Consider the following 25,464-nt stretch of genomic DNA (forward strand, 5'->3'; position numbering starts at 1 on the left):
GTGCGTTGAATCGTCACCCCGACGATTGGCGCGTGGGTACGCTTTCATCGGTGGAGCTGGAGGTTTTGGGACCTCTTCAGGTCCTATTGGACGGAGCGCCCGTCGCGATACCGGGCGCAAAGCCGCGCGCGCTCCTCACGATGCTCGGCTTGCACGGAGGTTCGGTGGTTCCCGCCGACGTGCTCATGGAACTGCTCTGGGGCGACGATCCGCCACGTACCGCGGCCAAGGCCCTGCAGACCCACATCTCCTCGCTGCGTCACGCCCTCGGCGACGGCTTCGTGCTGACCGAGGGCACCGGCTGGCGCCTGGGTGCCGCCGAGGTCGACGCCCGGCGCTACCGGGCGCTGGCCAAATCGGGCCGCGACGCACTGGGTGCCGGCGACACCCACGGTGCCGTCACCCGGTTCGACCAAGCCGTGACCCTCTGGCGTGGCACTCCGGAACTACCCGATGGCCGGCGGGGTGTCTCCGAGAAAACCCGGTGGATCGAGGCCCACGCGGCGCTGGTCGAGGACCGGGCCGATGCGCTGCTTGCGACTGGCCGCGCCGCGGAGATCATCGGCGATCTCGAGGCTGCGGTGGCGGATGCACCGCTGCGCGAACGACGTTGGGGTCAGCTGATGCTCGCGCTCTACCGGGCCGGGAGGCAGGGTGAGGCCCTCGGCGCCTACCGACGGGCCCGGTCGCTGTTGGCCGATGAACTCGGCGTCGACCCCGGGCCTGAGCTGCGGCGGCTGGAGGCCGCAATCGTCGCACAGGATGCCCAACTCGACGTCCCTGCCACACAGCATGTTCCGTCGGTGACGCGGGCAGTGACCTTCCTGCTGACCGATATCGAGGGATCCACCGCCGCCTGGGAGGCAGACGCCGACGCCATGGCTGTGGCGCTCGCGCGGCACGACGAGCTCGTCGAACAGGTCGTCACGTCCCGCGGCGGTCGGCTGATCAAGACGCGTGGCGAGGGCGATGCCACCTTCTCGGTCTTCGACCGCCCGTCCGCCGCCGCATCTGCCGCGATCGAGTTGCAGGATGCGATCTTTCACGAGCCGTGGGTGCTGGCCGAACCCATGCGTATCCGTATCTCTTTGCACACCGGCGAGGCCGAGCAACGCGGCGGCGACTACTTCGGCCGCGCCGTCAACCGCGCCGCCCGGCTGCGGTCGCAAGCCTCGGGCGGCCAGATCCTGTGTTCGGGTGCGACCGCTGAGCTCGTGATCGACTCCTTGTCCGACGACGTCGTGCTTGACGATCTGGGGATGCGCCAGCTGAAGAACCTGACACGGCCCGAGCACATCTTCGAGCTCCGCCTACAGACCGACGAAAGCCCGCCGCTGTCGGGCAGTACCCCGATCGAACGGCCGGAGATACCGGCAGTCCTCACGGGACCCGGCCCATTCGTCGGGCGCGGTCCTGAGCTCGCGGAGCTTCTCACCGCCTGGCAGTCGGCGCTCACCGGTGGCACTCGCGCGGTCCTGATCGCCGGAGAACCGGGGGTGGGCAAGACCCGTCTGGCCGGCGAGTGGTGCCGGCAGGCGTATGAACAGGGTGCGGTGGTGCTGTACGGCCGTTCCGACGAGGACCTCGGTGCGCCGTACCAACCGTTCGCGGAAGCCCTGCGCACGCTCGTGCCGTGCGTCGGTGCCAACCGACTGCACGGGATGCGTGGCGTCGAGGCGCTACTCCCGCTGGTTCCCGGCTTGTCCGACGTTCTCCCCGATCTCGCGGCACCAGCGCGCGGCGACCCGGACACCGAACGCTATGCACTGTTCGACGCCGTCGTTGCACTGTTGGGCATCGCCTCGGTGGACCTGCCCATCGTCCTGGTGCTCGACGACCTTCATTGGGCGGCCAAGCCCACCCTCCTGCTGCTGCGCCACCTCCTGCGCTTCGGCGAGCACGCCCGCGTCCAGGTCATCGGCACCTACCGCAGTACCGACCTTGACCGGTCCCACCCGTTGGCCGCGATGCTCGCCGACCTTCACCGCGATGGCAGCGCCAACCGCATTGCCCTGGGCGGACTCGACGAGGACGACGTGAGCACATACGTGGCCGAGGCGGGATACGACGATGAAGAGTTGGCCCGGGCGCTGGCGTCGGTCACCGGCGGCAACCCGTTCTTCCTCATCGAGGCGTTGCGGCATGTGGACGAAAGCGGCGGGCACTGGGACCCGAGCACCCTGCCTCAGGGCGTCCGGGAAGCGGTGAGCCGCAGACTTTCCCGGCTTCCGGCCGAGACGAACAAGGCACTGGCCGCAGCCGCGGTGGTAGGCAGCCAGTTTCCCCTGGACCTTGTCGAGCACGTGGTCGGCCAGGATCTCATCGACGCATTCGAAGCGGCATGCCAGGCCGGCATCCTCATCGAGGAGCCCGGTGGGCGCTACCGCTTCAACCACGCCATCGTCCGGCAATCGCTGCTCGCCGAACTGGCCTCCGTGCGCCGCATGCGACTGCACCAGCGGATAGCGGCGGCGCTGGAGAACGAGCCAGGTGCCGACGACGAACTGTTGGCCGACTTGGCCCACCACTACTTCGAATGTGCTTGGGCGGGAAACGCACTCAAGGCCGTCGAATACTGCCGCCGTGCCGCGGACCAGGCCATGGCACGACTGGCATACGAGGGTGCCGCCGACCTTTACGACCATGCCCTGCACGCACTGGACGAACTGGACGACGAGTTGCCCGACCGCGACGAGCAGCACGTCGAGCTTCTGGTCGCGCGCTGCGAAGCGCTCCTGGCCGCAGGCGATGTGTCCTCGGCGACGAGTGCGGTATCGCAACTGAAAGAGGGAACACGCGATTCGGCCCGTCTCGCTGCATGGGCGACATGCTTCGACGGGCAGCTCTCGATGCTCGTCGATCCCGAGCGTCTGGACGAGATAGAAACCTCGGTGGGCGCCGCGGCCGTCAAGCTGGCCGAATTGCATGACGCCGCAGGGGAAGCCAAGGCGTACACCGTACGGGCAGGGTGCCTGGCCCGTCTCGGACGCGTCGCCGACTGCGAGCTCGCATTGGACAACGCGCTCACCGCAGCGCGACACGCGGGTGAGCACCGTCTGGTGAATGCGGTGTTGGCGGGCGCCCCGTTGGCCGCACTGTGGGGGCCCAATCCGGTGCCGCGTGCGGGCGGTCGGTGCCTTGACGTGGTGCGCCTGCTGCGGATCACCACTGATTCCCCCGCAGTAGAAGCGACGTCGACGCGCTGCCAAGCGGTCCTGGAGGCGTTTCGTGGACGGGCCGCAGCGGCCCGGCGGATGATCGACTCCGCGCGACGCACGGTCACCGAACTGGCCTTGCGCCATGCGCTCCTCGAAGTCGAGCACTTCGCCGGCATCGTCGAGTTGGTACTCGACGATCCCGCCGCAGCCGAGCTGCATCTTCGTCTGGCCTACAACGGCTTCCGTCGGATGGGCCTGGACGCAGACGCCGCCGAGACAGCCGCACTGTTGGCCCGTGCCTGCCTCTTGCAGGATCGAGACGTCGAGGCCGACGAACTGTGTTCGGAGAGTGAGCGACTTGCGGGGCACGCTCTGAAGGCGTCGATCACCTGGCGGACGGTCCGGGCACAGCTGTTGGCCCGCGGCGGCGCGCACGCCGAGGCCCGGCGGGTAGCGGAGGAGGCCGTGGCTATTGCCGAGCGCACGGACGCGCTGGTCGACCACGGTGATGCGTGTCTGGCATTGGCGACGGTGCTGGATGCCGCCGGCGAGGTTGTCAGCGCACGGTCGGCTGCCGAGCGAGCGAGCAAGCTTTACGAGCGCAAAGGTGCTGTGGCGCTGGTCGACAAGGCGCGCACGCTTCCCGGCAATCGGTCGCTTCTATCGCCGGCGACACCAACCACGCCTGGATTTGGGGCAGTTGAACCGGACCATCCGTGCGTGCGAATCGGCAACGCGTTGACCAGCGCTGTCGACCGTGAGGACTGGGATGAAGCCGAGGCGGTGTTTGCACCCGTCATCGTCGTTGAAAGTCACCGGAAGATCGTCGGCTACACACGAACTGAAGTTTCGCCCCGTGAATGGACCGACGAGATGAGGCGTTACCACGAAGTCGGCATAGTTCGTCACCGACCGACGTTTCTTGCGGTGCGCGGCGACCGCCTTGCCCTGGTCCTGCTCACAAGCACTACCGACGATACGGACCCAGGAGCGCCACAGGATGAGTTTGTTCAGGTGGTCGGTCTCAACGAGGAAGGCCTAGTCGCCCTGCAAGTGTCCTTCGACTTCGATGACATGGACGCCGCCATCGCCGAACTCGATGCGCAGTACGAGCGATTCGAAGCCAACACCGTTCCGGATACCGCCTGCACACGGGCGAGCGAACGGGCTGTGGCCGCGATCGATGCCGGGGCGTGGGACGAATTCGAGGGGATGTTCGCCCCCGACGGCCTTATCGAAAGTCGGCGCAGACTTGTCGGTTTCGACCGGACCGCATTCACACCACACGAAGTGGCGCACCAGGCGCGGTGCGATCTTGAGAACGGCGTCATGCGGGCAAGCCATGCCGTTGTCGCCGTCCGAGGAGACCGCCTCGCTCTCGCACGAGTAAGCGTGGGCACTGGCGATGAAAGCCCTGGCGCACCACAGGACGAATTTCTCCAGATATACGCCATCGATGAGGACGGCCGAATCGCTCTGCAAATATGGTTCGACGTCGATGACATGGATGCCGCGCTTGCCGAACTCGACGCGCAGTACGCACGATTCGGGGTGCAGCAGTCGGAGGGCCAAGTGCCCCGGCGCCTTCGGTCACATTTCGATGCCCGGTCGGAAGACGGGGCCGAGTCGGATACCGCCTGTGTGCGGGCGATCCGCCGGTTGGACGACAGTGCTGCCCGCGAAGGCTGGGACGAGTTGGATCAGGTGTTCGCTCCCAGAATCTCACTCGAGGGCCGACGGAAGATAGTGGGCTTCACACGTAGCGAGTTTTCATCCAGCGAGTGGGCAGGTGCGGCGCAAAAGTTCCTTGAGATCGGCGTCGTGCAGATCCATCGGACGTTTGTCGCCGTCCGCGGTGAACGCCTGGCCCTGGTCCGCTCGACGTTGAGTACGGCAGATGAGAATCCTGGCGCACCACGCGACGAGCTGTTGCATCTGTTCGGACTGGATGCGAAAGGTCGCATCCACCTGCAGGTGTCCTTCGACGTCGACGACATCGACGCCGCGTTCGCTGAGCTCGACTCTCTGTACGTCCAGTTCGACCAAGAACGTCCGCAAGCGTCACTGGCGAACGCGGCGACGCGGGCCGACGATCGTTTGAGCGCGCTGTTTGGCGAAGGCCGCGTGGATGAGATCGCTGTGCTGTTCACCGAGGACACCCAACTCGACGACAGACGCCAAGGCTTCCGCTGTGAAATCAATGACCGCGCGACCGCAGTCGACAACATCCGTTCGATCGCAGCCCTGGGGGCCGCTGTCACGAAGTCGACTATCGCGGTGCGCGGGGATCGCCTCTCTCTCAGCCGCATGAGATTCGAAGATTCCAAAGCATTTTGTGTTGAAGTGCTGGAGATTGCCGAGGTCAACTCCGAGGGGCTGATCGTTGCCAAGGTCGAGTTCGAACCCCACGATGTCGACGCCGCCTTCGCAGAACTTGACGCGCGGTATCTCGCCGGTGAAGCCGCCCCGGATGCGCGCGCGTGGTCGGCAGTGATGGGTGTATATGCCGCGTTCAACCGGCGCGAACTCGCCGCGACGACACCGGATTGGACGAACATCGACAACCGCCACCCAGCAGCATTCGCACCTGGTGACCTCATCAGGTATTGCCAAGCCGCATGGGGAGACTCGCCTGACACCGAGATCTACATTGAGGCGGTGCACCACCTGAGTGAGCGTGGGGCCGTCGTCACCCATGTAGCCCGCGGAACCTCGCAGAGCGGCTTCGACGCCGAGTGGCGAGACGTCCATATCCTCATTGTGCAAGACGAAATACTCTCCCACTCAGAACTATTCGACGAGGCCGATCTCGACACCGCCGTTGCGAAGTTCGGCGAGCTCAGCCGGCCAGTCCGGCGTCTGGAAAATGCAGCAAGCCAAGTAGCCGATCGCTTTGTAGAGCTATTCGACGCCCACGACTGGGACGCCCTGTCGAAGATGGTGATTGACGACATCAGCTTCGATGACCGTCGTCCCGTGGTGAACGCCAACCTTCAGATCGGCCGGGATGCGTACATTGACAATTTCCGTGTAGCAGCTGATCTCGGTGCCACACAAACGCTGAACGCCATAGCGATCCGTGGGGAACGCCTCGCCCTCGCCCGCGCTCGATTCTCGCTCGGCGGTGGAGCACCCGAGGAGTTCGGCCTCGATCTCCTGCACGTGATCGAGATCGACGCCGACAGTCGGGTTGCAGCGACGGTCACCTTCGATCCCGACGATTTCGACGCCGCGATCGCTGAACTCGACGCTCGGTACCTGGCCGGCGAAACCGGCGCCCACGCGCGTGCGTGGTCCGTCATCGCGCGGGCCCTTGCCGCATTCAACAAGCGCGAAATGCCCGATTTCACGCCGGACTGGGTCACCATCGATCACCGGCGAGCGAGAGGGTTCGCGCCCGGCGACCTGGCTGCATACATACGTGCCACGTGGGATCTCGCGCCGGATGTCAGCATCTACGCAGAGTCTGTTCTTTGTCTGGGCAGCCTCGGTGCGGTCTTCACTCACGCGGTCAGCGGTACGTCGCAAGACGGCTTCGCCGCCGAATGGCAAGAAGTCTGCCTTGCGAGCGTCGAAGGCAACATGCTCAGCCGCATTGAGATGTTCGACGAGGGCGACCTCGATGCCGCCCTGGCTCGCTTCGATGAACTCAGTCGGTCTGCGCCGCAGCTGGAAAACGCGGCGAGCCGCACGTATGAACGCCTCCAGAAGCACTTGGCGGACAGGGATTTGGATGCGATAACGACCATACTGGCCGACGACTTCAGCGGCGATGATCGTCGTCACGTCGTTGGCTCCGGCATCCGGCAGGGTAGGGATGCCGCGCTTGAAGACGCACGTGCGGTGATCGGCCTCGGCGCCATCAACGCGGCGGCAACCGTCGTTGCGACGCGCGGTGAGCGCCTCGCGCTCAGGCGTTCCCGATACGTCGTCGGCGATAAGCAGGCCGATGCGTTTCACGTCAACCTCCTCGAAGTCGTTGCGTTGGATACCGACGAGCGCATCGTCGGTCTGGTCACCTTCGACCCCGACGACTTCGACTCTGCCGTCAAAGAACTTGACGCCCGATACGTTGCCGGTGAGGCTGCGCCGCACGCGCAGACGTGGTCGATCGTCACTGACACCTACGCCACACTTAATCGGCACAATCTCCCGGCGACCACGCCGGATTGGGTCAATATCGACCACCGGCGAGCTGCATCCTTCGCGCCTGGCGAAGCGTTCCCATACCTCAGTGCGACGTGGGACATGATGCCCGAGTACCGGTTGCGCATCGAGGAGATTCATCGGCTGCACAAGATCGGGGCAGTCGTGACATACAAGGCGCAGGGGACGGCACAACAAGGCTTCGACGCTGAGTGGCGTGCAATCTGCTTGCTCGTGTTCGAAGGCAATCTGATCAGCCACTCGGAAGTCTTCGACTCAGCAGACCTCGATGCCGCGCTCGCAAGGTTCGACGAACTCAGCCGTCCTGCACCGCAGCTGGAAAACACAGCCTCCCAGATGTTCGAGCGCATTCACTGGGCCTACACCGCAGGCGACTGGGGCACAGTGGAGGAATTACTCACCGCCGACGCGGTGATCGACGATCGTCGTCCATTTGTGGGGGCCGGCGCCCGGCACGGCCGTGAGGCGGCGATCGCCAATGGGCGCGCAGTGGCCAACGTCGGAATGGGAACCGACAAGATGACAACCGTCGCGATCCGCGGGAAGTGCCTCGCCCTCATGCGTGTTCGGGTGAGTGTGCCGGGAGATGATCAGGATCGGTTCAACATCGATGCGTATCAGATGGTCGAGATCGGCACGGATGAGCGGATTTTGGCTATCGTCGTGTTCGACCTTGACGACATCAACGCCGCCTTCGCTGAACTCGAATCCCGCTACCTGGCCGGGAAAGCAGCCGACAGTGCCCACACCTGGTCAGTCATCACGCGAACCATCGCCGCGGCCAACCGTCACGAACTACCCTCGACCACGCCCGACTGGGTGAATGTCGACCACCACCGAGCGACATCGTTCGAGCCCGGTGGGCTGAACGCATACATCCGTTCCTCGTGGGACGACATGCCCGACGGGCGCATCTACATCGAAGCCGTACACCGGATGAGCGGCCGCGGCGCGGTCATCACTCACGCAGCGGAGGGGGCCACACTCGAGGGTTTCGAGGCCGAATGGCGGGGGATCGACATCATGATGGTCGAAGACGATCTGATCAGTCGCAGCGAGCTATTCGAAGAGTCGGACCTCGATGCTGCGCTCACCCGCTTCGACGAGCTCAGCCAACCACCGCCCACTTGATGTCGCCGATAGGCTGGCCTCGTGGATTTCCGTGTGTTCGTCGAACCCCAGCAAGGTGCTACCTACTCCGATCAGCTCGCGGTGGCCCGCGCCGCCGAAGCCCTCGGCTACTCCGCATTCTTCAGGTCTGACCACTACCTGGCGATGAGCGGTGACGGCCTGCCCGGGCCGACCGACTCCTGGGTCACGCTGGCCGGCATCGCCCGCGAGACCTCGACGATCCGGCTGGGCACCATGGTCACCTCGGCCACCTTCCGCCACCCCGGACCGCTGGCGATCTCGGTGGCACAGGTCGACGAGATGAGCGGTGGGCGTGTCGAATTGGGCCTCGGTGCAGGCTGGTTCGAAGCCGAGCACCAGGCGTACGCCATCCCGTTCCCGCCACTGGGCGAGCGATTCGACCGGCTCGAAGAGCAGCTACGCATCCTCACCGGAATGTGGCAAACGCCCGTCGGCGAGACCTTCGAATTCGCCGGAAAGCACTACACCGTCGTCGACTCACCGGCGCTGCCAAAGCCCGCACAGTCATCGTTGCCTATCGTCATCGGCGGGATGGGCGCCAAACGCACGCCGGCACTGGCCGCCGAGTTCGCCTCGGAATTCAACGTGCCATTCGTACCGCTGGACACGCTCAAGACCCAGTTCGCGCGGGTGGCCGACGCAGTGGCGGCCGCCGGACGCCCGGCCGATGCGCTGACCTACTCGGCTGCCTTCGTGCTGTGCGCAGGCCGCGACGAAGCGCAGATCGCCACACGCGCCGCGACGATCAACCGCGAGGTGGACGAACTACGCAGCAATTCGCCGCTGGTCGGCACGCCCGCCGAGATCGTCGACAAGCTGGGCCCCTTCCTTGAGGCCGGTGTGCAGCGCGTCTACCTGCAAATGCTCGACCAGTCCGATCTGGATCATCTCGAGCTCTTTGCCGGTGATGTCATCCCTCAGCTGAGCTGACCGAAGCCCACTGCAACGCCGGGCATAGGATCGGCCCCGTGACCGTTGACGACGACGATCAGGGGCAGCCCGCCGAGGTGCCCTGGCATCACTCGACGTCGACTGTCGCGGGAGCCAGCGCAGCCGCCCTCGCCGTGATCGGCCTGGTGCTGTGGGCGGTGATCGCTCTGACCAGCTCCGGAGGGCCCGAAGACGCCCCCATTGATTTCGTCCCGCCCAGCTACGCGTCGACGTCCTCAAAGACGTCGAAGTCCACGACGACCCGGACCACCACCTCGCGCCTCCCCGTGACCTCCGAGTTTGTCGTGCCGTCGGACACTTCGACCACGACGACCACGGAAACGTCGCCTACAACGTCCTCCGAGACTTCGACGACGACCACTACAACCACGACCACCACCACGACAACGACGACGACGCCGTCGTATACCCAGCCTGGCGTCGACTACGGCGAATACCCCACCACCGTGACACGCACGCTGTATCCACCGCCGGGCGGCTGAGCGCGCCTACCATCGGCGCGTGTCGAACTATTACGAGGACAACGACGAGCCAACGCAGTACGCCCCCAGCTACGGCGAGTACTCCGACGCGCCCGCGCCGCCCACGCCCGAGCCCATCCCCTGGTACCGCAAGCCCGCCGCATTGCTCGGTCTGGGCGCTGTCGGTGCACTCATCGCGGCGTTGGTCATTTACGCACTGGTGCAGCTGTTCTCGTCGGATTCCCCGTCTGATTCTTCGACGCTGACCACGACCACGTCAACGACGCCGACCACCACCACATCGGTCGTCACCTCGGCCCCGGTGGTTCCGGCACCGACTCACACCGTCACCGAGACAGTCGCACCGACCACCACCACGGTTGAAGAAGCCCCCGTCACCACCACGACCACGACGACGGCGCCACCCACAACCACCACCGAGACCACGACCACGACGACCGAGCCGCCGACGACAACCACGACCGCACCGGTGACCACGACGCAGCCGCCCGCTGGGCAGAACCCCTAACGCGGCTCGCTACGGCGCCCCGCCTGCGCCACCTGCCCCGCCTGCCCCGCCTAGGCCGCCTAGCGGCGGGGTTCGGTCTACCTGCGAGCCACCATTTTGCCCAGTCGCGCCCTGCTTGACCAGGCCGATGCCAGCCGGGTAGTACCATCCGCCGTTGCCGCCCTTGCCGCCGTGACCTCCAACGGCGGATGGTGCCCCGAAGAGTCCGGGGTTGCCGTTGCCGCCGTTACCGCCCTGGCCGCCTTGGCCGGCTTTGCCGCCACCGGTGCCACCGATGCTGTCACCGCCGTGGCCGCCGGCGCCACCCGCGCCGCCAGGCTTGGCGTCGTGAATGACGACTATGATCTGACTGACGTTACTTCCGGTGCCGCCCTTGCCGCCGTCACCGCCGTCGCCGCCCGCACCGCCGGTGCCCCTGCCACCGTTGCCACCGGCGCCGCCGTTGGTGGCGTTCCAACCGCTGCCGCCGTTGCCACCGTTGCCGGCATCGCCGCCATTGAAGCCGTTGCCGCCGTTACCGCCCTTGCCGGCGGCACCGGCACTTGTCTGCGAGCCTGTCGTCTGACCGTCGCTGCCGTTGCCGCCGTTGCCACCCTTGCCGCCGGTTCCACCATCCAGATAGGTGCCGGCAGCACCATTACTGCCGTTCCCGCCGGGGAAGGAGGCCGTACCGCCGGCGCCACCGGCTCCGGCTGCGCCGGCCGAGCCCCCGTTACCGCCGTTGCCGCCACTCTGGTATTGAAGAGCATCAGCGCCGTTTCCGCCGTTACCTGCTGATCCGCCGTCGCCACCGGCTCCGCCGTTGCCGGCGCTGCCGTAAATGGACCCTGCGGACCCACCCGCGCCGCCGACGCCGCCTGCGCCGCCACTGCCGCCGTTGCTGCCGTCCGCGTTCAGACTTGTTGTGCCATCAACGCCGTTGCCGCCATCGCCGCCGTCGCCACCGGTACCACCGGTGCCGCCGGTACCGCCGAAGGCGCCGCCGGTACCCCCAGCGCCTCCGGCACCGCCGTTGGCGCCACTTTCGCCGTCGATGCCGATGCCGCCACCCCGCCCGTTTCCACCGTCGCCGCCGTGACCGCCGTTACCGCCGTCGCCATAGTTCCCGCCGTTTCCGCCGTTTCCGGCGGCGCCGCCGGTGGCACCGCCCCAGAACTGGAAGCCGTCTCCACCGTCACCGCCGTCGCCACCGTTACCGCCGCTCCCCGTCGGGGTGTTGCCGAATCCACCAGATGCACCCGGTGTCGTGCCCGCACCGCCCAACCCGGCGCCGCCTCCGATACCGTTGTTTCCGCCGTTGCCGCCATCACCGCCGGCACCGCCGAGCGCCTGATCGTCGGTGCCCCCCGGAACGATCGCACCATCGGCGCCATTGCCCCCCTTGCCGCCAGAGCCCCCGACGGCACCATTTCCGCCGTTGCCCCCCTTGCCGCCGGTGCCGCCGGAGTGCTGCGTTGCCCCGCCCGCGCCGCCGCTGCCGCCGCTGCCGCCATTACCGGCATTGCCGCCGTTACCGCCCGACGCGCCGGGACCGTCGCCGGCCGCGCCCGCGCCGCCGGTACCGCCGACGGCGCCGTTGCCGCCGTTGCCGCCAGTGCCTCCGACGCCGGCATCGGATCCGCCGCTTCCGCCCGCGCCGCCGTTACCGCCGTTTCCGCCCGCCGTGCCATTGGCGCCGTTGCCGTCGCCGCCGCCTGCGAAGGTGCCGGCGGCACCGGCGCTACCTACCATTCCGTGGCCGCCGTTGCCGCCCGCGCCGCCGTTACCGACGATGCCGCCGTTGCCACCGTTGCCGCCGGCACCGCCATTTGCACCGTTGGTGGTGGCGTTTGCGCCGTTGCCGCCGACGCCGCCTTTGCCGCCACCGGCGGACGAGCCGTCGGTGCCGTCGGTGCCGTCAGTCGACCCGGTGCCTCCCACTCCGCCCGTTCCGGCGGTACCAGGGTTGGCGCCGTTGCCGCCCTTGCCGCCGGAGACCTTGACGACCCCGCCGTCGCCGCCGTTCCCGCCGTCGCCGGCACGGCCCGCGTCGCCGCCATCACCGCCGTTCCCGCCCGCACCTTGGGAGCCGGTGCTCGATTGCGCGAGTCCACCGTTACCGCCCTTGCCACCGGTGCCACCGTTTCCGCCGTTGGTGCCGTCGGTGCCGTCGTCGCCCGTGCCGTTGGCGCCATGGCTGCCGTTGGTGCCCGCTGCGCCGTTGCCGGCGTCACCGCCGTTGCCACCGTTGCCGCCGTTGCCGGCCTGGGCGCCGCCCAGTCCGCCGTTGCCACCGTTGCCGCCGTTGTAGCCATTGGGGCCGATCAGTCCGCCGCCGCTGCTGCCGTCGGCACCGTCGCCGCCGTCACCGCCGTTGCCGACCAGCCCGCCGTTGCCGCCGTTGCCGCCGTTCCCGCCCGGGCCGAAGGGGCCGAAAATCGATCCAGTGCTGCCGTTTCCGCCGTTCCCGCCGTTTCCACCGGTAGTGGCCTGGGCACCGCTCGCGCCATCCTGGCCGTCAGTGGAGCCGGTACCTCTGACCCCACCCGTCCCTGCTGCGCCGGGGTCGCCGCCGTCGCCGCCGGTCGATCCGCTACTACCGAAAGTACTGCCGTGAGCGCCGGTACCGCCGTCACCGGCGATGCCCGCCGCACCGCCGCTTCCGCCGTCGCCGCCGATCCCCTGGCTGCCATCGACGCCAAGGTCGGAATGCGCGAGGCCACCGGCGCCACCATTGCCGCCAATACCGCCGGTGCCACCAGCACCGCCGTCGCCGCCATCGCCGCCGTCGTAGACCACCAGGACGACGCCGTCGGCGCCCCTGCCCCCGGTGCCGCCGATACCGCCGATACCGCCGTTGCCGCCGGCGCCACCCACTCCGCCATCGCCTGCGAGGTCGCCACCATTGCCGCCGGCGCCGCCGACACCACCGGCGCCACCGGTCTCTCCGGTGCCGCCGATACCGCCCGTGCCGTCGCCGCCGCTGAGGACATAGACGCCGTCGGCACCCGCGGTGCCCTGCCCACCGGCACCACCGTCGGCGCCGTCGCCACCGTCGCCGCCGTTACCGAGACGTCCTCCGTCACCGCCGCGGCCGCCAGCACCGCCGTCGGCACCCGCGGTGCCGGCAAGACCGTTGCCGCCGTCGCCGCCGTCGCCGCCATAGGTGGGCAACATCCCGGCTGCGCCGGTGCCGCCGGGGTTGGATCCGATACCGCCCGCGCCGCCGGCCCCGACGAGGCCGGGGTCACCCCCGTCTCCGCCGGCACCTCCGGTGCCGCCGGCGACGATCGCGTCAGCGCCGTTGCCGCCGTTGCCGGCAACTCCTGAGTTTCCGCCTGCACCGCCGTCGCCCCCGTCACCGGTGACGCCGGCACTCCAGACGCCACCGGCCTGCGCGGCTCCACCCGTGCCGCCGTCGCCACCGACTCCGCCTGTCCCGCCGGCACCACCATCTCCACCGCGGCCCCCATCGCCGATGGCTCCAGCGACGAACGTGCCGTCGGCCCCATCGGAGCCCTGGCCGCCGACACCTCCTCGGCCACCGCTACCGCCGTCACCGCCAGCACCGCCATTTCCGGCCAAGGCGCCGCCGGCGCCACCCGCGCCACCGACGCCACCCGCTCCCCCGGTCACCCCGGAGCCACCCGTCAGTCCGTTTCCGTCGGCGTCGACGCCGTGCGCGTCGGCGCCGTTACCGCCGTCAGCACCGTTACCGCCGGTGCCGCCGTCACCGCCGCGTCCGATCAGCCCGGCGTCGCCGCCGCGACCACCGGCACCACCGGCACTGCCCAGGACATCGGCGTCAGCCCCATCGCCGCCGCGACCTCCGTTACCGCCATTGGTCGGCAGGCTGCCCTGGGCCCCGTCAGCCCCTCGTATCCACCCGATGCCACCGGTACCACCGGATCCAACTTGGCCGGGGTCACCACCGTCACCTCCTGCGCCGCCGCTCCTGCCTGGAGTGATGGCTTCAGCACCGGCGCCGCCGTCACCGGCAGTGCCGGCGTCGCCGCCCACCCCGCCGGCCCCGCCCACACCGGCGCGAGCGGTCGAACCGAAGAGGCCGCCTCGTCCTCCGGCGCCGCCATTGCCGCCGGTACCGCCATCGGCGCCGACACCACCGTTTCCGCCGTTGCCACCGGTTCCGCCGTCAGCGGTGCCCGCACCGCCGAGCCCACCTGTGCCACCGTCGCCGCCGGTACCGCCGTCGCCGCCGGCGCCGCCGACACCGCCCTTGCCGAACAGGGCGCCTCGGCCTCCGGTACCGCCGTTGCCGCCGGCCCCACCCGCGGTGCCCGCACCGCCGTCACCGCCGTCCTGTCCCAACGCTCCCGCCGATCCGGAGCTACCGGTCGTCCCGGCGCTACCGGTTCCGCCTTTTCCGCCGGCCCCGCCGTTGCCGAGCAGCCAGCCCGCGTGTCCGCCGTCGCCACCTTGCTGCCCGGCAGCCAACGCGTCCCCGCCCCGGCCGCCAGAACCGATCGTGAATGCTGCATTCCCGCCGTTACCACCGCTGGTGCCGTCGCCGCCACGGCCGCCATTGCCCCAGAAAATTCCGGCATCGCCACCGCGGCCGCCCACGCCGTAAAGGCCGCCGGACCCGCCGGCACCGCCGGCTCCCAACAGCAGGCCGCCGTTCCCGCCGTTCCCGCCGATCTGGCCGGCAGCGGTTGCGGCACCGCCCACACCGCCACGCCCGATCATGCCCGCGTCGCCACCGTGGCCACCGTTGGCGCCACTGCCCCCATTGCCCATCAACCAGCCGCCATCACCGCCATTGCAGGCGTCCGCCACACAATCAGCGGCGGCGTCGATCCCATCGCCGATCAACCAGCCGCCCCTACCCATCGCCGGACGCTGAGAATCCAGCGCCGCACCCAGCGCTGCGACACCTCGCGACTGCGCGGCGAGACCACCCAGGCTGTCGGTGATCGCGATCTGGCGGCTGCCATCGGTGTTGGCGCGCAGCACCATTGCTTCGACGGCGGCGCGGCTGTCGGTCTCACGACGGACGAATCCCAGCATCACCCACGCCAACGGCGCACCCGCCGGCGGCGTAGACCCGGAGCCAAGGGCCGGAGCCAAGCCCACTATCCGCAGGAGCTGCTGCACCACTGGCGGCGCGGCGGCCGTGGCTGGGGAGACGGGCTCGGCCACCGAGACAGCAGCGGTCTGCGCCGACGAGCCGCGCGGACCAGCGTCGACCGGAACTGGCAGTGACGCGACCTGGCCTGGACTCGAATCAACATGTGCCGCCGGCTTTTCCGGTCGCACCGTTCCTAGCGGACGATACCGCTCCACGGCTGCGGCGAACCGCGGAGCCGAACCCACCCGGGTCGAGTCGCCGTTCGGCCGACTCCGCTGCACAGGCGCCGGGTCGCGCTCTGGCCTCGCGATAGCGTCGAACTCCCACCCCACTACCGGAATGCCACGCTGTGTCAACAGCTCTCGGGCCGCTGCCACCACTTCTTCGGCAGCAGCTTCGGAACCGGTCGTGCCCTCCACGGTTTCCACCGAAACGGACCCCGTCGCTGCGTCAGCGGACGATTCGCCACGTTCACCGTCGGATACCGACGCAGCGCCAGAACTGTCTCGCTCGGCCGCGGCAGCTGCCGCGGTGTTGCGAATGCGATCAACCGCGTCCCGACGTGCGTTACCACCTGGGATTCGGGTCCCCGCCCCACCGGAAGCCGCCACATTCATCCCCGTCGGCCGCAACCCAGGCGCACCGACCGCATTGGGCGCCGCATTAGGCGCTGAACTCCGGCGGGGCCCCCTCGTCGCGTCGATTCCGGCGGTCAGACGCGAACGCAGTGTCGGCTGTTGGCCGTCGGTGCGAGCGTTCGATGTTCCTGCAGTCGACGAGTCTCGCGCAGACCCCCGCGACCCGGACGATGATTCCGATGACGATTCCGACGATTCATCCGCGTACGCGACAGCCTGCCCGGTCGTCATTGCGGCACCCAATCCAGCAGCTACCGCTCCGGCGCCGAGCCAGCGCACGACGGCGTACTCGGACGAACGGCGGCCCTTGCGGCCCCCACTGCGTTTCGACTTGGCACGTTCTGCGTTCGGGACGGACATCGTTCGCATCTCCAATGTTTAAGTCATGGGCAGCGCAATCAGCGCGCGGGCTCCACAAAAACTGGGTTTGTAGTGCAGAAATGGGCCGTTCTGTTTATATTTAAGATCAGGTTGGAGCACTGTAGCCTCCGTCCTGCAAACGCCGCGGTGTTTCAGCCGTATTACGAAAAAATTACGTACAAGTAACGTGCTTGCGATTCCGACCGCGTCGATGTGGACCGGTCGCACCGCCATCGGCTCGATCGCGATGATGCTGCCGCCCGCCCGTCGCGGCCCAATTTGTTTGCTAGATCAATTAGCTACACAGCCTCCCAGTAGGGCAGCAGCCGACCCGCGAGATGGCTTGAGATTGCAGCCGTGTCATCGCCCTCAATCCCTCGCAAGTTCAATCGGGACTGGGGAAGATCAGCACCTCCAGGGAGACGATGCGGGCTGATCCCTGACACGGCTCGACGCAGGCAGTTATCCACAGGTCCCCGAAATGCTTCTGGTGGCCGTCGCGGCGGTCCACGAGTATCGAGTTGGTGGACGTTGACGATGTGCTTCGCCAACAAGACGGGGTGATCTCACGCCGGCAGGCGTTGGATGCGGGTTTGCCAGAGCATGCGATCCGTCGGCTGCTCAGGCGCAACCAGTGGGCACGGGTCCACGCGGGGGTGTACGTCAACCACACCGGGCCCCTGACGTGGCCGCAACGCACTTGGGCTGCAGTGCTTTACGCGGCTCCGTCGGCGCTGTGCTTCGAATCAGCGCTGGGAGCTGAAACGTCTCCCATCCATCTCGCGGTCGTGCAACACCGGGCGATACTGGCTGAGCCGGCGGGAGTCCGCATTCACCACCTGGTGAATCTTGAGGAACGGGTGCTGTGGAACGTCAGCCCACCCCGGATGCGGTACGACGAAGCCACGCTCGACGTTGCGTGCCGTGCCGCATCCGAACTCGATGCCATCGCGATCCTGGCCAATGCCTGCCAATCTCGACGAACCACGGCGCAGCGGCTGCTCCATGTGCTCGATTCTCGGACGCGGGTCCGCCGTCGCCGGTGGTTGCGCGCAGTGCTCGTCGACATCGCCGACGGCACCTACTCGGTGCTTGAGCACGGCTATCTCACTCGGGTGGAGCGGCCGCACGGCCTGCCCCGGGCCACGCGACAGAAGCGGGCCACGTCATCCGTCGGCATTTGCTATCGCGACGCCGAATACGGCGAACAGCTCATCGTCGAGCTCGACGGCCGGATGTACCACGATTCGGCGACCAGTCGGGATGCGGACTTCGAGCGAGATCTCGACGCCGCCGTTGACGGCCGTTCGACTGTCAGGCTCTCCTACGGGCAGGTCTTCGACCGGCCATGCCAGACCGCGAGCAAGATCGCTCAGGTGCTGCAGCGGCACGAGATCGCGGTAACCGGGCACCCGTGTGGGCCGGAGTGTGAGTTCACTCGACTCGACCGGGCCGCATAGTCATCAGCACCGAGGATCCCAGTCAGCATTGAGCAGCAATCCTAGATTTAAGTCCACGCCGCGTCAGGGTGACGGCGCCACCGATGTGGGCGTGGGGGTCTGCGTCGGCTCCACAGTCGGCTCTGGCGTCTGTGTCGGCTCAGGCGTGGCGGTCGGCGACGGCGAAGGGCTGGGCGACGGCGTGGCAGTCGGCTCAGGCGTGGCAGTCGGCGACGGCGTAGGCGTCGGGCTCGGCGCAGGCGGCTTGAACGTCGGGATCGGCAATTGTGGAAGCGTCACAGGCGGAAACACCAATGGCGGCACCGGGATCGGCGGGAGCCCAACGGGTGCAGGCGCGGGCAGCGGAGCAGGTGCAGGAGCGGCCGGCCGCGGTCGGGGCGCCTGTGGCGCCGGGGCTGCCTGTCGCGGGGCCGGGGCAAGCGGTGCGCTCTGCCCGCTCTGCACCAACCGCGGTGCGGCGGCCGGTTGGGGCGCGGCAGCCTGCGCGGGAGCAGCCGCTGCGGGCCCCGGCCAGGATGGATCACGCACGACCACGGTCCGGGTGGGCGGTGCGGGTACGGCCTGGACCAACGGCGACTCGGCCGGAACGGTTTGCGGCGCCGATAATCCTTCGACTGCGGCGTCGAGCCGATCGGCCCGCGCCGACAACACCATGCCGACCGTGCCGACCACGGCCAGGAACACCGCCGCGTAGGCCACCACGCCTCCGCGCCGATACCAGGCAAGGCGCACCGGAGCAGACACCAGAGGCGGTTCGGAGAACACGAATTCGGGACGGGCCGAATCGTCGGTCACCGATTCGGGAACGAACTCGGCAACCTCAGCCACCGAGTCCTCCGCCGACCAGGCCAGCGCAGAGGCCGCGACCGTGGCGGTCCCAAACCCGGGCGTCGATACCGGAGGAGCAACCGCCACCTGCGTCGCCGTCTCGTCGACTCCGCGTCGGGCCAGCAGTCCGGCGCCGACGGCGGCGATCACCTGAGCTTGCGGCACGGTGGTGACCGGAAGGCGGAAGGTCGAGGAAAGCCGTTGAGTAACAAGGGGTATCCGCGCACCGCCGCCAACGGTGACCACCGCCGCCAGCCGTGCCGGGTGAATCCCGTTGCGGCGCAGCAGGTCCAGCATGGCCTCGATCACCCCGCCGAGTGGCTGGTCCACCACTGCCTCCAGCTCGGCACGGGTGATCCTGATCGCGCCGCCAGCCCCTGCCACGCTGGCAGCCGCCCGAGAGCTCAACTGTTCCTTGGCGTCGCGGCACTGTTCCCGCAGCTGGGTCAATGCGGCCACCGCTGCTGTGCCGGCCGGTTCGGCATCCAGAGCATTCAGGACGCCGCGCAGCAGTTCCTGGTCGATCAGATCGCCGGAGAAGTCCAGGTACCGCACCGTCTCCCCGATGGTGGCGAAGCCCGCAGAAGCGTCGGCCAGCGTGAGGCTGGTGCCGGAGCCGCCGAAGTCGCACAGGGCGACGACGCCGCGCGCGGGCAGGCCGGGATACGACTGGATGGCGGTCAACGCCGCGACCGAATCGGGAACGATCCGGACGCCGGGTAGTGCACCCCGCACAGCCTGCACAGCCCCGGCATTCCAATGTGCGGGCACCGCCAACACCGAGACATCGGGACGATGCGCCGGGCTGGCCTCACGCGTCAGCGCCTCGACGGCACCGGCCAACAACTGCTCCGCACGATGCGTCGAGCCGTCGGCCGCGACCAGTGGCACCGGGTCACCCACTCGTCCCACGAAATCGGTGAACACCAACCCGTCCGTGAGCACGGCCCGCCGCATCAACGGCGTGTGGTCGGCGATCGCCACCAGATTGGTCGCCCCCACGGACAACCCCAGGCAATCACGCATACCTGTATGTCGACGGAGGGGTCCAATTCGTTAGTGGCGCGACGAATACTCGGCGACCAGCGCTTCGGCGCTACGCACCGCGGCTCGGCAGGCCCGCGTCGTGAATGGATCGTTGAGCGGATGGTCAGCCCGCCGCCGCCAGCGTTGCGCCGCCGCGAAGGCCGACCGGGGCCCGTCGAACGGCGCGTCGGGTTGCAGCCCGAGCCGGCTGGCCGCGTCGGTGCCCGAGCCGCCGATGATGCGGCGCAGCGAGGCCATCTCGTCCTCGTTCAGCGTCGTGGGGCGGGAACGCAGCAGGCTGAGCAGTCGCAGCTCTTCGAAAGCGTGCGTGTCGGCCAGCAGCGGGTCGATGTCGGCGAGGATGTAGGGCGTCGCATAAATGGGATTGCGCTGCACGAACTGCCGTAACGACAGCAGCGCCGTGTGCGCCTTGAGCAGCTCCGAACGTTGCGCGAACTGCTGGTCGATCACATCGCGCAACGCGATCAGGCCGCTGCGTTCCAGCAGTTCGTCGGCCAGGGCGACGGAGTCGGACACCCCGGCATGCATCACCGCGATCGAGATCCGGATGCCGAACATGCCGAACCGGTCCAGCAGCGCCGCGCGGGTGGCTGCGTCCACCGGCAGTGAGTTGTCCTCGCGCACGAACCGGTCCACCGAAAGCATGGCCTTCGTCAACTGAGCCGGTTCGATGCCGGCAAGTTTCTGCAGCGCGACGAACTCGCTCTGACGCAGGGTGCGGGCGGTGAGTGCGAGGAGTCCGGACACCGGGACAACGGCCTGGCAGATGCCGGTCTTGTCCATTTCCTCGGTGAACCGCTTGGCGACATCCTTGGCCGACATCATCGCGTCGATGCGCCCGGCACCGATCTCGTCGGCCCGCGAAGCCACCCCGATGACGCCGAGTGCACCGGAGGATCCGCCGACGAGCTCACCGATCTGCTTGAGCAGGGCGATGTCGGCGGCGTTGAGGGTGCGCAGCAGGAACACCACCGCGTCGACGCGGGGGACGCCGTCCTCGGGGACCAACAGTCGGTGGGTTCGCTGGGAGACGTCCCGCGACAGTGACGAGGTTCCCGGGGTGTCGATGATCGTGGTGTCGATGAGCTCGGCGGCCGGCCACTCGACGTCGAGGTCCACCACGTCCTCGGGGTTCAGCCCGGCGAAGCTGAAGGTGAGACCCCGGTCATGGGGATCCCGCGCGATCGGCACATTGCCACGTCGCCCGCCGCGGTAGTTGGCGGTCACCTTGGGGGTGGGCCCGTGCCGGAACCAGGTGACGATACGGGTGGCCTCGGTCGCGTCGGTGGGCGCGATGTCCTCGCCGACCAGCGCGTTGACGAGCGTCGACTTGCCCGCCTTGAGCGTGCCTGCCAACGCGATCCGGATCGGCTGGTTGAGCCGGCGCCCGATGCGGTCGAGCTCGTTGTGCACGTCGGGCCGATTCCGGTAAGCCGGATCACCCCGGTACGCCTTGATGGTGCCGCCCAGAATCGAGCGCACCTGATCGGCCGTGCTCACGCTACGGAGTCCAACCCTTCCAACCCGACAACCAAATCGAAACTAACTGTTGGAGCCTAATGGGGCCTCGACGGCCAGACGCTGGGCGTGGTCGATGACCTGGGTCAGGATGTTCTGCTGGCGCTCCAGTTCCCTGACCCGGGCGTTGCGCTCGGTCTCCTCGACTTTCGCCGCGGCGAGCGTGGCCTGCAGCGACTCGTTGAGCGAGCGGGTGGTCTGGTTGGCGATGCCGCGGTAGTGGTCGCGCAGTTGCCGTTGGATCCCCTTGAGCCGGTCCCGCGATTCCTTGCCGACGACGAAGGCGACGTCGTCGATGAACTTGCGCATGTTGGTCTTGGCTTCACTGCGCACCCGGAGCATGCGGTTCTCCATGTCCTCCTTGTAGGCCTTGCGGCCCAGCACCAGACCGGCGCCCAACGACAGCGGGTTGAACATGCCGAGCCCGGCGAAGGATGTCAGCATGCCGAACATCAGCACGCCGCCGTAGGAACCCCGCATACCGGTGATGACCTTGTGCCCGGCCTTGATCGGCTTGGCCTCCAGCCGGGCCAGCGATTTCATCTCCCCGAATCCGGCCCCCATGTCGCGGGCGTCGATCTGCGGCAGCTGTACCGCCTCCAGACCCGCCTCGGTGAAGGTGCGGGCCACTTCGGCCGCCAGTGCCTCGGCGCGCTGGTAGGCCCAGACGAAGTTGTCGCCGACAGCGGTCGCGACCGCCTCCTCCAACTCCGAGCCGATCTCGGCCCAGTGCAGGGTGGGGTCACCGGTGTCGATCTCCTTCTCGGCGTGTGCGGTGATGTTGCGGAAGCGGTTGCGCAGATCGTGATCGACGTCGGCGGTGAGGTCGGAGATGCCGTCGTTGAGTACCTGCTGCCACAGCGCGGTGTGCTGCAGGGCGTCCTGGGCTTCCTGCTTGCGGCGTTCCAGCTCGGCGGTGAGCCGCTGACGTTCACCCGGATCGGTGAAGGCGGACAGCTCGGAGTTCACCGTCAAGATCAGATGCTCTGCGGCCGAATGGATTTCAGCCACCACCTGATCGCGGATGCGGTCACTCTCGCGGGTCAGCACCCGGTCGGACAGGAACTTCACGATGGCCGGAAAGTTCGATTCCTCGTTGAGTTCCTTGTCGTTGAGCTGGATCGCGTGACTGCGCAGTACCGAAGAGACCGGGGTGACCGGGGTTGTTATCCCGGCCCGTTGCAGGTGGGCGGTGTTGGCGCCGACGATCTCGCGCCAGTGCGGGTACAGGTCGGTTTTGGTCGCGACAATCGTTGCCAGCGGGCAGATTTCGATCGCCTGACGGATGAAGGTCATTTCCGGTTCGGTGAATTCCTGACTGGTGTCGCTGACCATCAGCAGGGCGTCGGCGTCGGGCAGCAGGCCCAGGGTCGCCGAAAGGTGCGGCTGCCCCAGCCCGCCGACACCGGGGGTGTCGACGAATGCCAACCCACCCTTGAGCAGTGGACTCGGAGCGGTCACCTCGACCCGCAACACTTCACGGCCACCGGCCTGCGGGGCCCGACGCAGGTCGTTGGTCACCTCCGACGGCGGGATGTCGACCAGTTCGGGTTCGGCCCCGTCGGGCCGGGCCACCACCAGACGTGCCGACGGCTGCTCACCGTAGGAGACGACGGTGGCCAGCACGGTGGACTCGTCATCCCCGACCCGGGCCACCGGAATGTTGAGCAGCGAGTTCAGCAGTTGGCTCTTGCCCTGCTTGAGCTGGCCGGCGATGACCACGCGGATCTGCGGGTCACTGATACGCTCCTTCGCCACCCGCAGACGCTCCACCAGGTCGCCACGGTCGTACGTGGCGGCGATCGTACTGGTGTGGTCGATGAGTTCGACGATCACCTTGACCGGTCGGGCCGGGCCGCCGGCCCTGGTGTCGTTGGGTTGCGTCATGGAAGTCCCTCCTGCATGCCGGGCTCAACGGTAGGCGCGCGAACGGGACGGGGGCCACCCGCGTAACGGATGGCCCCCGCCCCTGTGCGGATCGGATCAGAAGACGTCGAGCCCGGTCTCGATCGGGTTGTGCGACGCGACGTCGGTGTGCGACTGCGACTCGTAGCTGTTGCCCGAGCCCAGCGCCGAGCTGGTGTCGTTGTGCGACCCGAAGGACGTGTCGTTGTGCGACGCGGTGTCGTTGTTCGACGCGAACGCGGTGTCGTTGCCCGACCCGATGTTCGAGGTGTAGCTCGACGAGTTGTCCTCGACGCTGTGCGTGGTCTCGGTCTGGACCGAGGTGTGCGTCGAGTTGTCCTGCGTGTTGCGGCTGCCGTAGTCACCGTCGACCGTGGTCTGGTTGCCACCGACCGCGTGGGTCGAGGCATCGGTGAGGATGATCGAGCCGGCGTTGCCGCCGTCGCCACCGGACGCACCGCCGCTGCCGATACCGATCAGGCTGTCGCCGCCCGACGCGCCACCGCCGTGGCCGCCGCTCATGTCGACGTCCTTGATCACCGGGCCGTCGTTGCCGGACACCACGTCACCGCCGGCGTGCTGCGAGTTGTCCTCGATGGCGTTGTCCTTGCCCACCGCGACGTGCGAACCGGAACCGGCCAGGATGTCGCCGTTGTTCATGGTGTTGCCGTCGCCGAGCACCGCGCCGTCACCGCTGACGATGTCGCCCTTGTTCTCGCCGTCGACCACCACGCCGCCGTTGGTGGCGGTGTTGGTGCTCTTGTCGCCGAGGGTGATGTCACCGAATCCCAGGTTGAACGCACCCTGCTGGGCGTTGGCGCCGGCGTCCTGGTTGGGGCTCATGATCGGCGTGTGGTTGTTGCTGGCGAAGTCGGTGTCGTTGTGGCTGGCGAAATCGGTGTTGTTGCGGCTGGCCACCTCCGGCGCGAACTGCGTCTGCGGGGAGAACGGCGACGCGACCTGGCTGGCGAACTGCCCGGGGATGCTGTGGTGGTCGGCAACCGCGCGCTGCAGGCCGAGCACCGGGTTGCCGCCGCCGAGCAGGACACCGGCCGGGGCGGCGGTGGCCGCGACGGCGTGCAGCTGGGCCGCGGTGACGTTCGGCAGTCCGGCGTCACGCAGGCTGCCGTCCGGGTCGGTGATGAAGGATGCTGCGGAGGCCGGGCTGCGGAACAGGTCGAGGATGAAGTCGATCAGAGAGATTGCCATTGCTCCAACCCTTTCGGTTGTTGTCGGGAATTTCTTCCGAAGTCCCCCGCCGGGCTGTCCGGCGATCTGAAGACAAATTTATGGGTGCGCGGCGGCGCCGGAAACGGGGTCGATTCCCCTCCCCGTATCGCCCCCACCCGGGGTGCAGGGGGTCACCCCAATAGGGGCATAGGGGATACGTAGGGGCATGGGTGGGAACCCCCGATTCTATTGACGTTTATGCAGGTGAAACGCAATAAGCGCACGACCGCATGGGTCGCGCGCTTATTGGAATGCCGGGTGACTTCAGTCGAAGATGTCGAATCCCGCGCCACTGTCCGTGTGTTGCTGGTCGTCGACGACCGGGTGGGCCCAGTCGGGGGCCGGGGCCTGGTCGAAGATCGGAGCATCCTCGATCGCGGGCTCGTTGAGCTGCAGTGATACCTCGTCGAGCGACTGATTCACGAGGCCGCCATCGTCGATGGTCGGTACTGAGGAGACCACCTGGTCCAGGGAGTCCGCCTGATCGATGACCTGGCTCGCCGCCGCATCCCAGGCATGGTTGGGGGCATCGACGGGCAAATGATCGCCGAAGGCGTCGAATGCTGCCGTCGCCGCGCCACTGGCCCAGACGTTGCCGCCCGGGTCGGCGACACCGGGATCACCGAACACTCCACTGGTGCCGGCCGTCGACAACGACTCGGATACGACCGGAATCAGATTATTGACGTCCGCACTGGTCACATCGGTCAAATGTGCATCCGCGATGGCCTGCGCCGGGTCGGCGGCATAGTGGGCAGCGGCTTCGGGGTCGCGCACCAGCGACATCACGAAGTCCAGCAATGTATTCGCCATGCTCCACCTCCTCAACAGTTCGCTTCGAATGTTAGCCAGCTGTGAGGGTGCTGGGATCGGTGCCGAACCCACCCTTGCCCGTCCGCCATTAGGGGGGTGGACATTAGGGGATTGACGCCACTAGGGGAACAATGCCGGGCCTTGGCGGCCTCAGCAGTTAGGGTGAGGGTCGGCCGAGA

At 67.9% G+C, this 25,464-nt stretch carries 11 protein-coding genes; 5 read left to right on the forward strand and 6 right to left on the reverse strand.

Translation table 11 applies throughout. The features are described 5' to 3' along the window. Positions 1-50: 50 nt before the first annotated feature. From G6N44_RS15040 to G6N44_RS15055, 4 genes are read left to right on the forward strand one after another with little or no spacing between them, the layout of a single operon-like run. A complete protein-coding gene (locus G6N44_RS15040) occupies positions 51-8,456 on the forward strand; it encodes a BTAD domain-containing putative transcriptional regulator (protein ID WP_163665258.1) in 8,406 nt (2,801 codons plus the stop codon). Between the two features lie 21 nt (positions 8,457-8,477). Beyond that, positions 8,478-9,407: an LLM class F420-dependent oxidoreductase gene (locus tag G6N44_RS15045; RefSeq protein ID WP_163665261.1), complete on the forward strand. Its 930-nt coding sequence runs from the start codon at positions 8,478-8,480 to the stop codon at positions 9,405-9,407. A gap of 38 nt (positions 9,408-9,445) precedes the next feature. Next, positions 9,446-9,910, forward strand: coding sequence for a hypothetical protein (locus G6N44_RS15050; RefSeq protein WP_163665263.1), 465 nt, complete (start codon positions 9,446-9,448; stop codon positions 9,908-9,910). Between the two features lie 19 nt (positions 9,911-9,929). Further along, entirely contained in the window at positions 9,930-10,418 is a 489-nt protein-coding gene (locus G6N44_RS15055) for a hypothetical protein (RefSeq protein ID WP_163665265.1), read from the forward strand. Between the two features lie 9 nt (positions 10,419-10,427). Here G6N44_RS15055 and G6N44_RS29695 read toward each other — a convergent pair whose 3' ends face one another. Continuing rightward, positions 10,428-15,905, reverse strand: a complete 5,478-nt coding sequence (locus G6N44_RS29695) for a PE family protein (RefSeq protein WP_163665267.1) — start codon at positions 15,903-15,905, stop codon at positions 10,428-10,430. A gap of 1,103 nt (positions 15,906-17,008) precedes the next feature. Here G6N44_RS29695 and G6N44_RS15065 point away from each other — a divergent pair. Continuing rightward, positions 17,009-17,944, forward strand: a complete 936-nt coding sequence (locus G6N44_RS15065) for a type IV toxin-antitoxin system AbiEi family antitoxin domain-containing protein (protein WP_163665269.1) — start codon at positions 17,009-17,011, stop codon at positions 17,942-17,944. Between the two features lie 63 nt (positions 17,945-18,007). Here the strand turns inward: G6N44_RS15065 and G6N44_RS15070 are convergent, their stop codons facing one another. The 5 genes from G6N44_RS15070 to G6N44_RS15090 form a co-directional block, all read right to left on the reverse strand. Further along, a complete protein-coding gene (locus G6N44_RS15070) occupies positions 18,008-19,798 on the reverse strand; it encodes an Hsp70 family protein (protein ID WP_163665271.1) in 1,791 nt (596 codons plus the stop codon). A 30-nt stretch (positions 19,799-19,828) separates the two neighbouring features. Next, positions 19,829-21,319 (reverse strand): dynamin family protein, encoded by a 1,491-nt coding sequence (locus tag G6N44_RS15075; RefSeq protein ID WP_163665273.1) that lies wholly within the window; start codon positions 21,317-21,319, stop codon positions 19,829-19,831. Between the two features lie 42 nt (positions 21,320-21,361). Continuing rightward, a complete protein-coding gene (gene iniA, locus G6N44_RS15080; protein WP_163665275.1) occupies positions 21,362-23,224 on the reverse strand; it encodes an isoniazid-induced dynamin-like GTPase IniA in 1,863 nt (620 codons plus the stop codon). 96 nt (positions 23,225-23,320) lie between these two features. Continuing rightward, entirely contained in the window at positions 23,321-24,451 is a 1,131-nt protein-coding gene (locus tag G6N44_RS15085; RefSeq protein WP_163665277.1) for an IniB N-terminal domain-containing protein, read from the reverse strand. Between the two features lie 285 nt (positions 24,452-24,736). Beyond that, a complete protein-coding gene (locus tag G6N44_RS15090; protein ID WP_163665279.1) occupies positions 24,737-25,285 on the reverse strand; it encodes an Rv0340 family IniB-related protein in 549 nt (182 codons plus the stop codon). Positions 25,286-25,464: the final 179 nt, after the last annotated feature.

Source organism: Mycolicibacterium alvei, assembly GCF_010727325.1.
Lineage (GTDB): Bacteria > Actinomycetota > Actinomycetes > Mycobacteriales > Mycobacteriaceae > Mycobacterium > Mycobacterium alvei.

Bases quoted from the DNA above. Each gene is read 5' to 3' on its own strand.
- G6N44_RS15070 (WP_163665271.1), bottom strand. From the start codon at position 19,798: ATGCGTGATTGCCTGGGGTTGTCCGTGGGGGCGACCAATCTGGTGGCG.
- iniA (WP_163665275.1), bottom strand. From the start codon at position 23,224: ATGACGCAACCCAACGACACCAGGGCCGGCGGCCCGGCCCGACCGGTC.
- G6N44_RS15085 (WP_163665277.1), bottom strand. From the start codon at position 24,451: ATGGCAATCTCTCTGATCGACTTCATCCTCGACCTGTTCCGCAGCCCG.
- G6N44_RS15090 (WP_163665279.1), bottom strand. From the start codon at position 25,285: ATGGCGAATACATTGCTGGACTTCGTGATGTCGCTGGTGCGCGACCCC.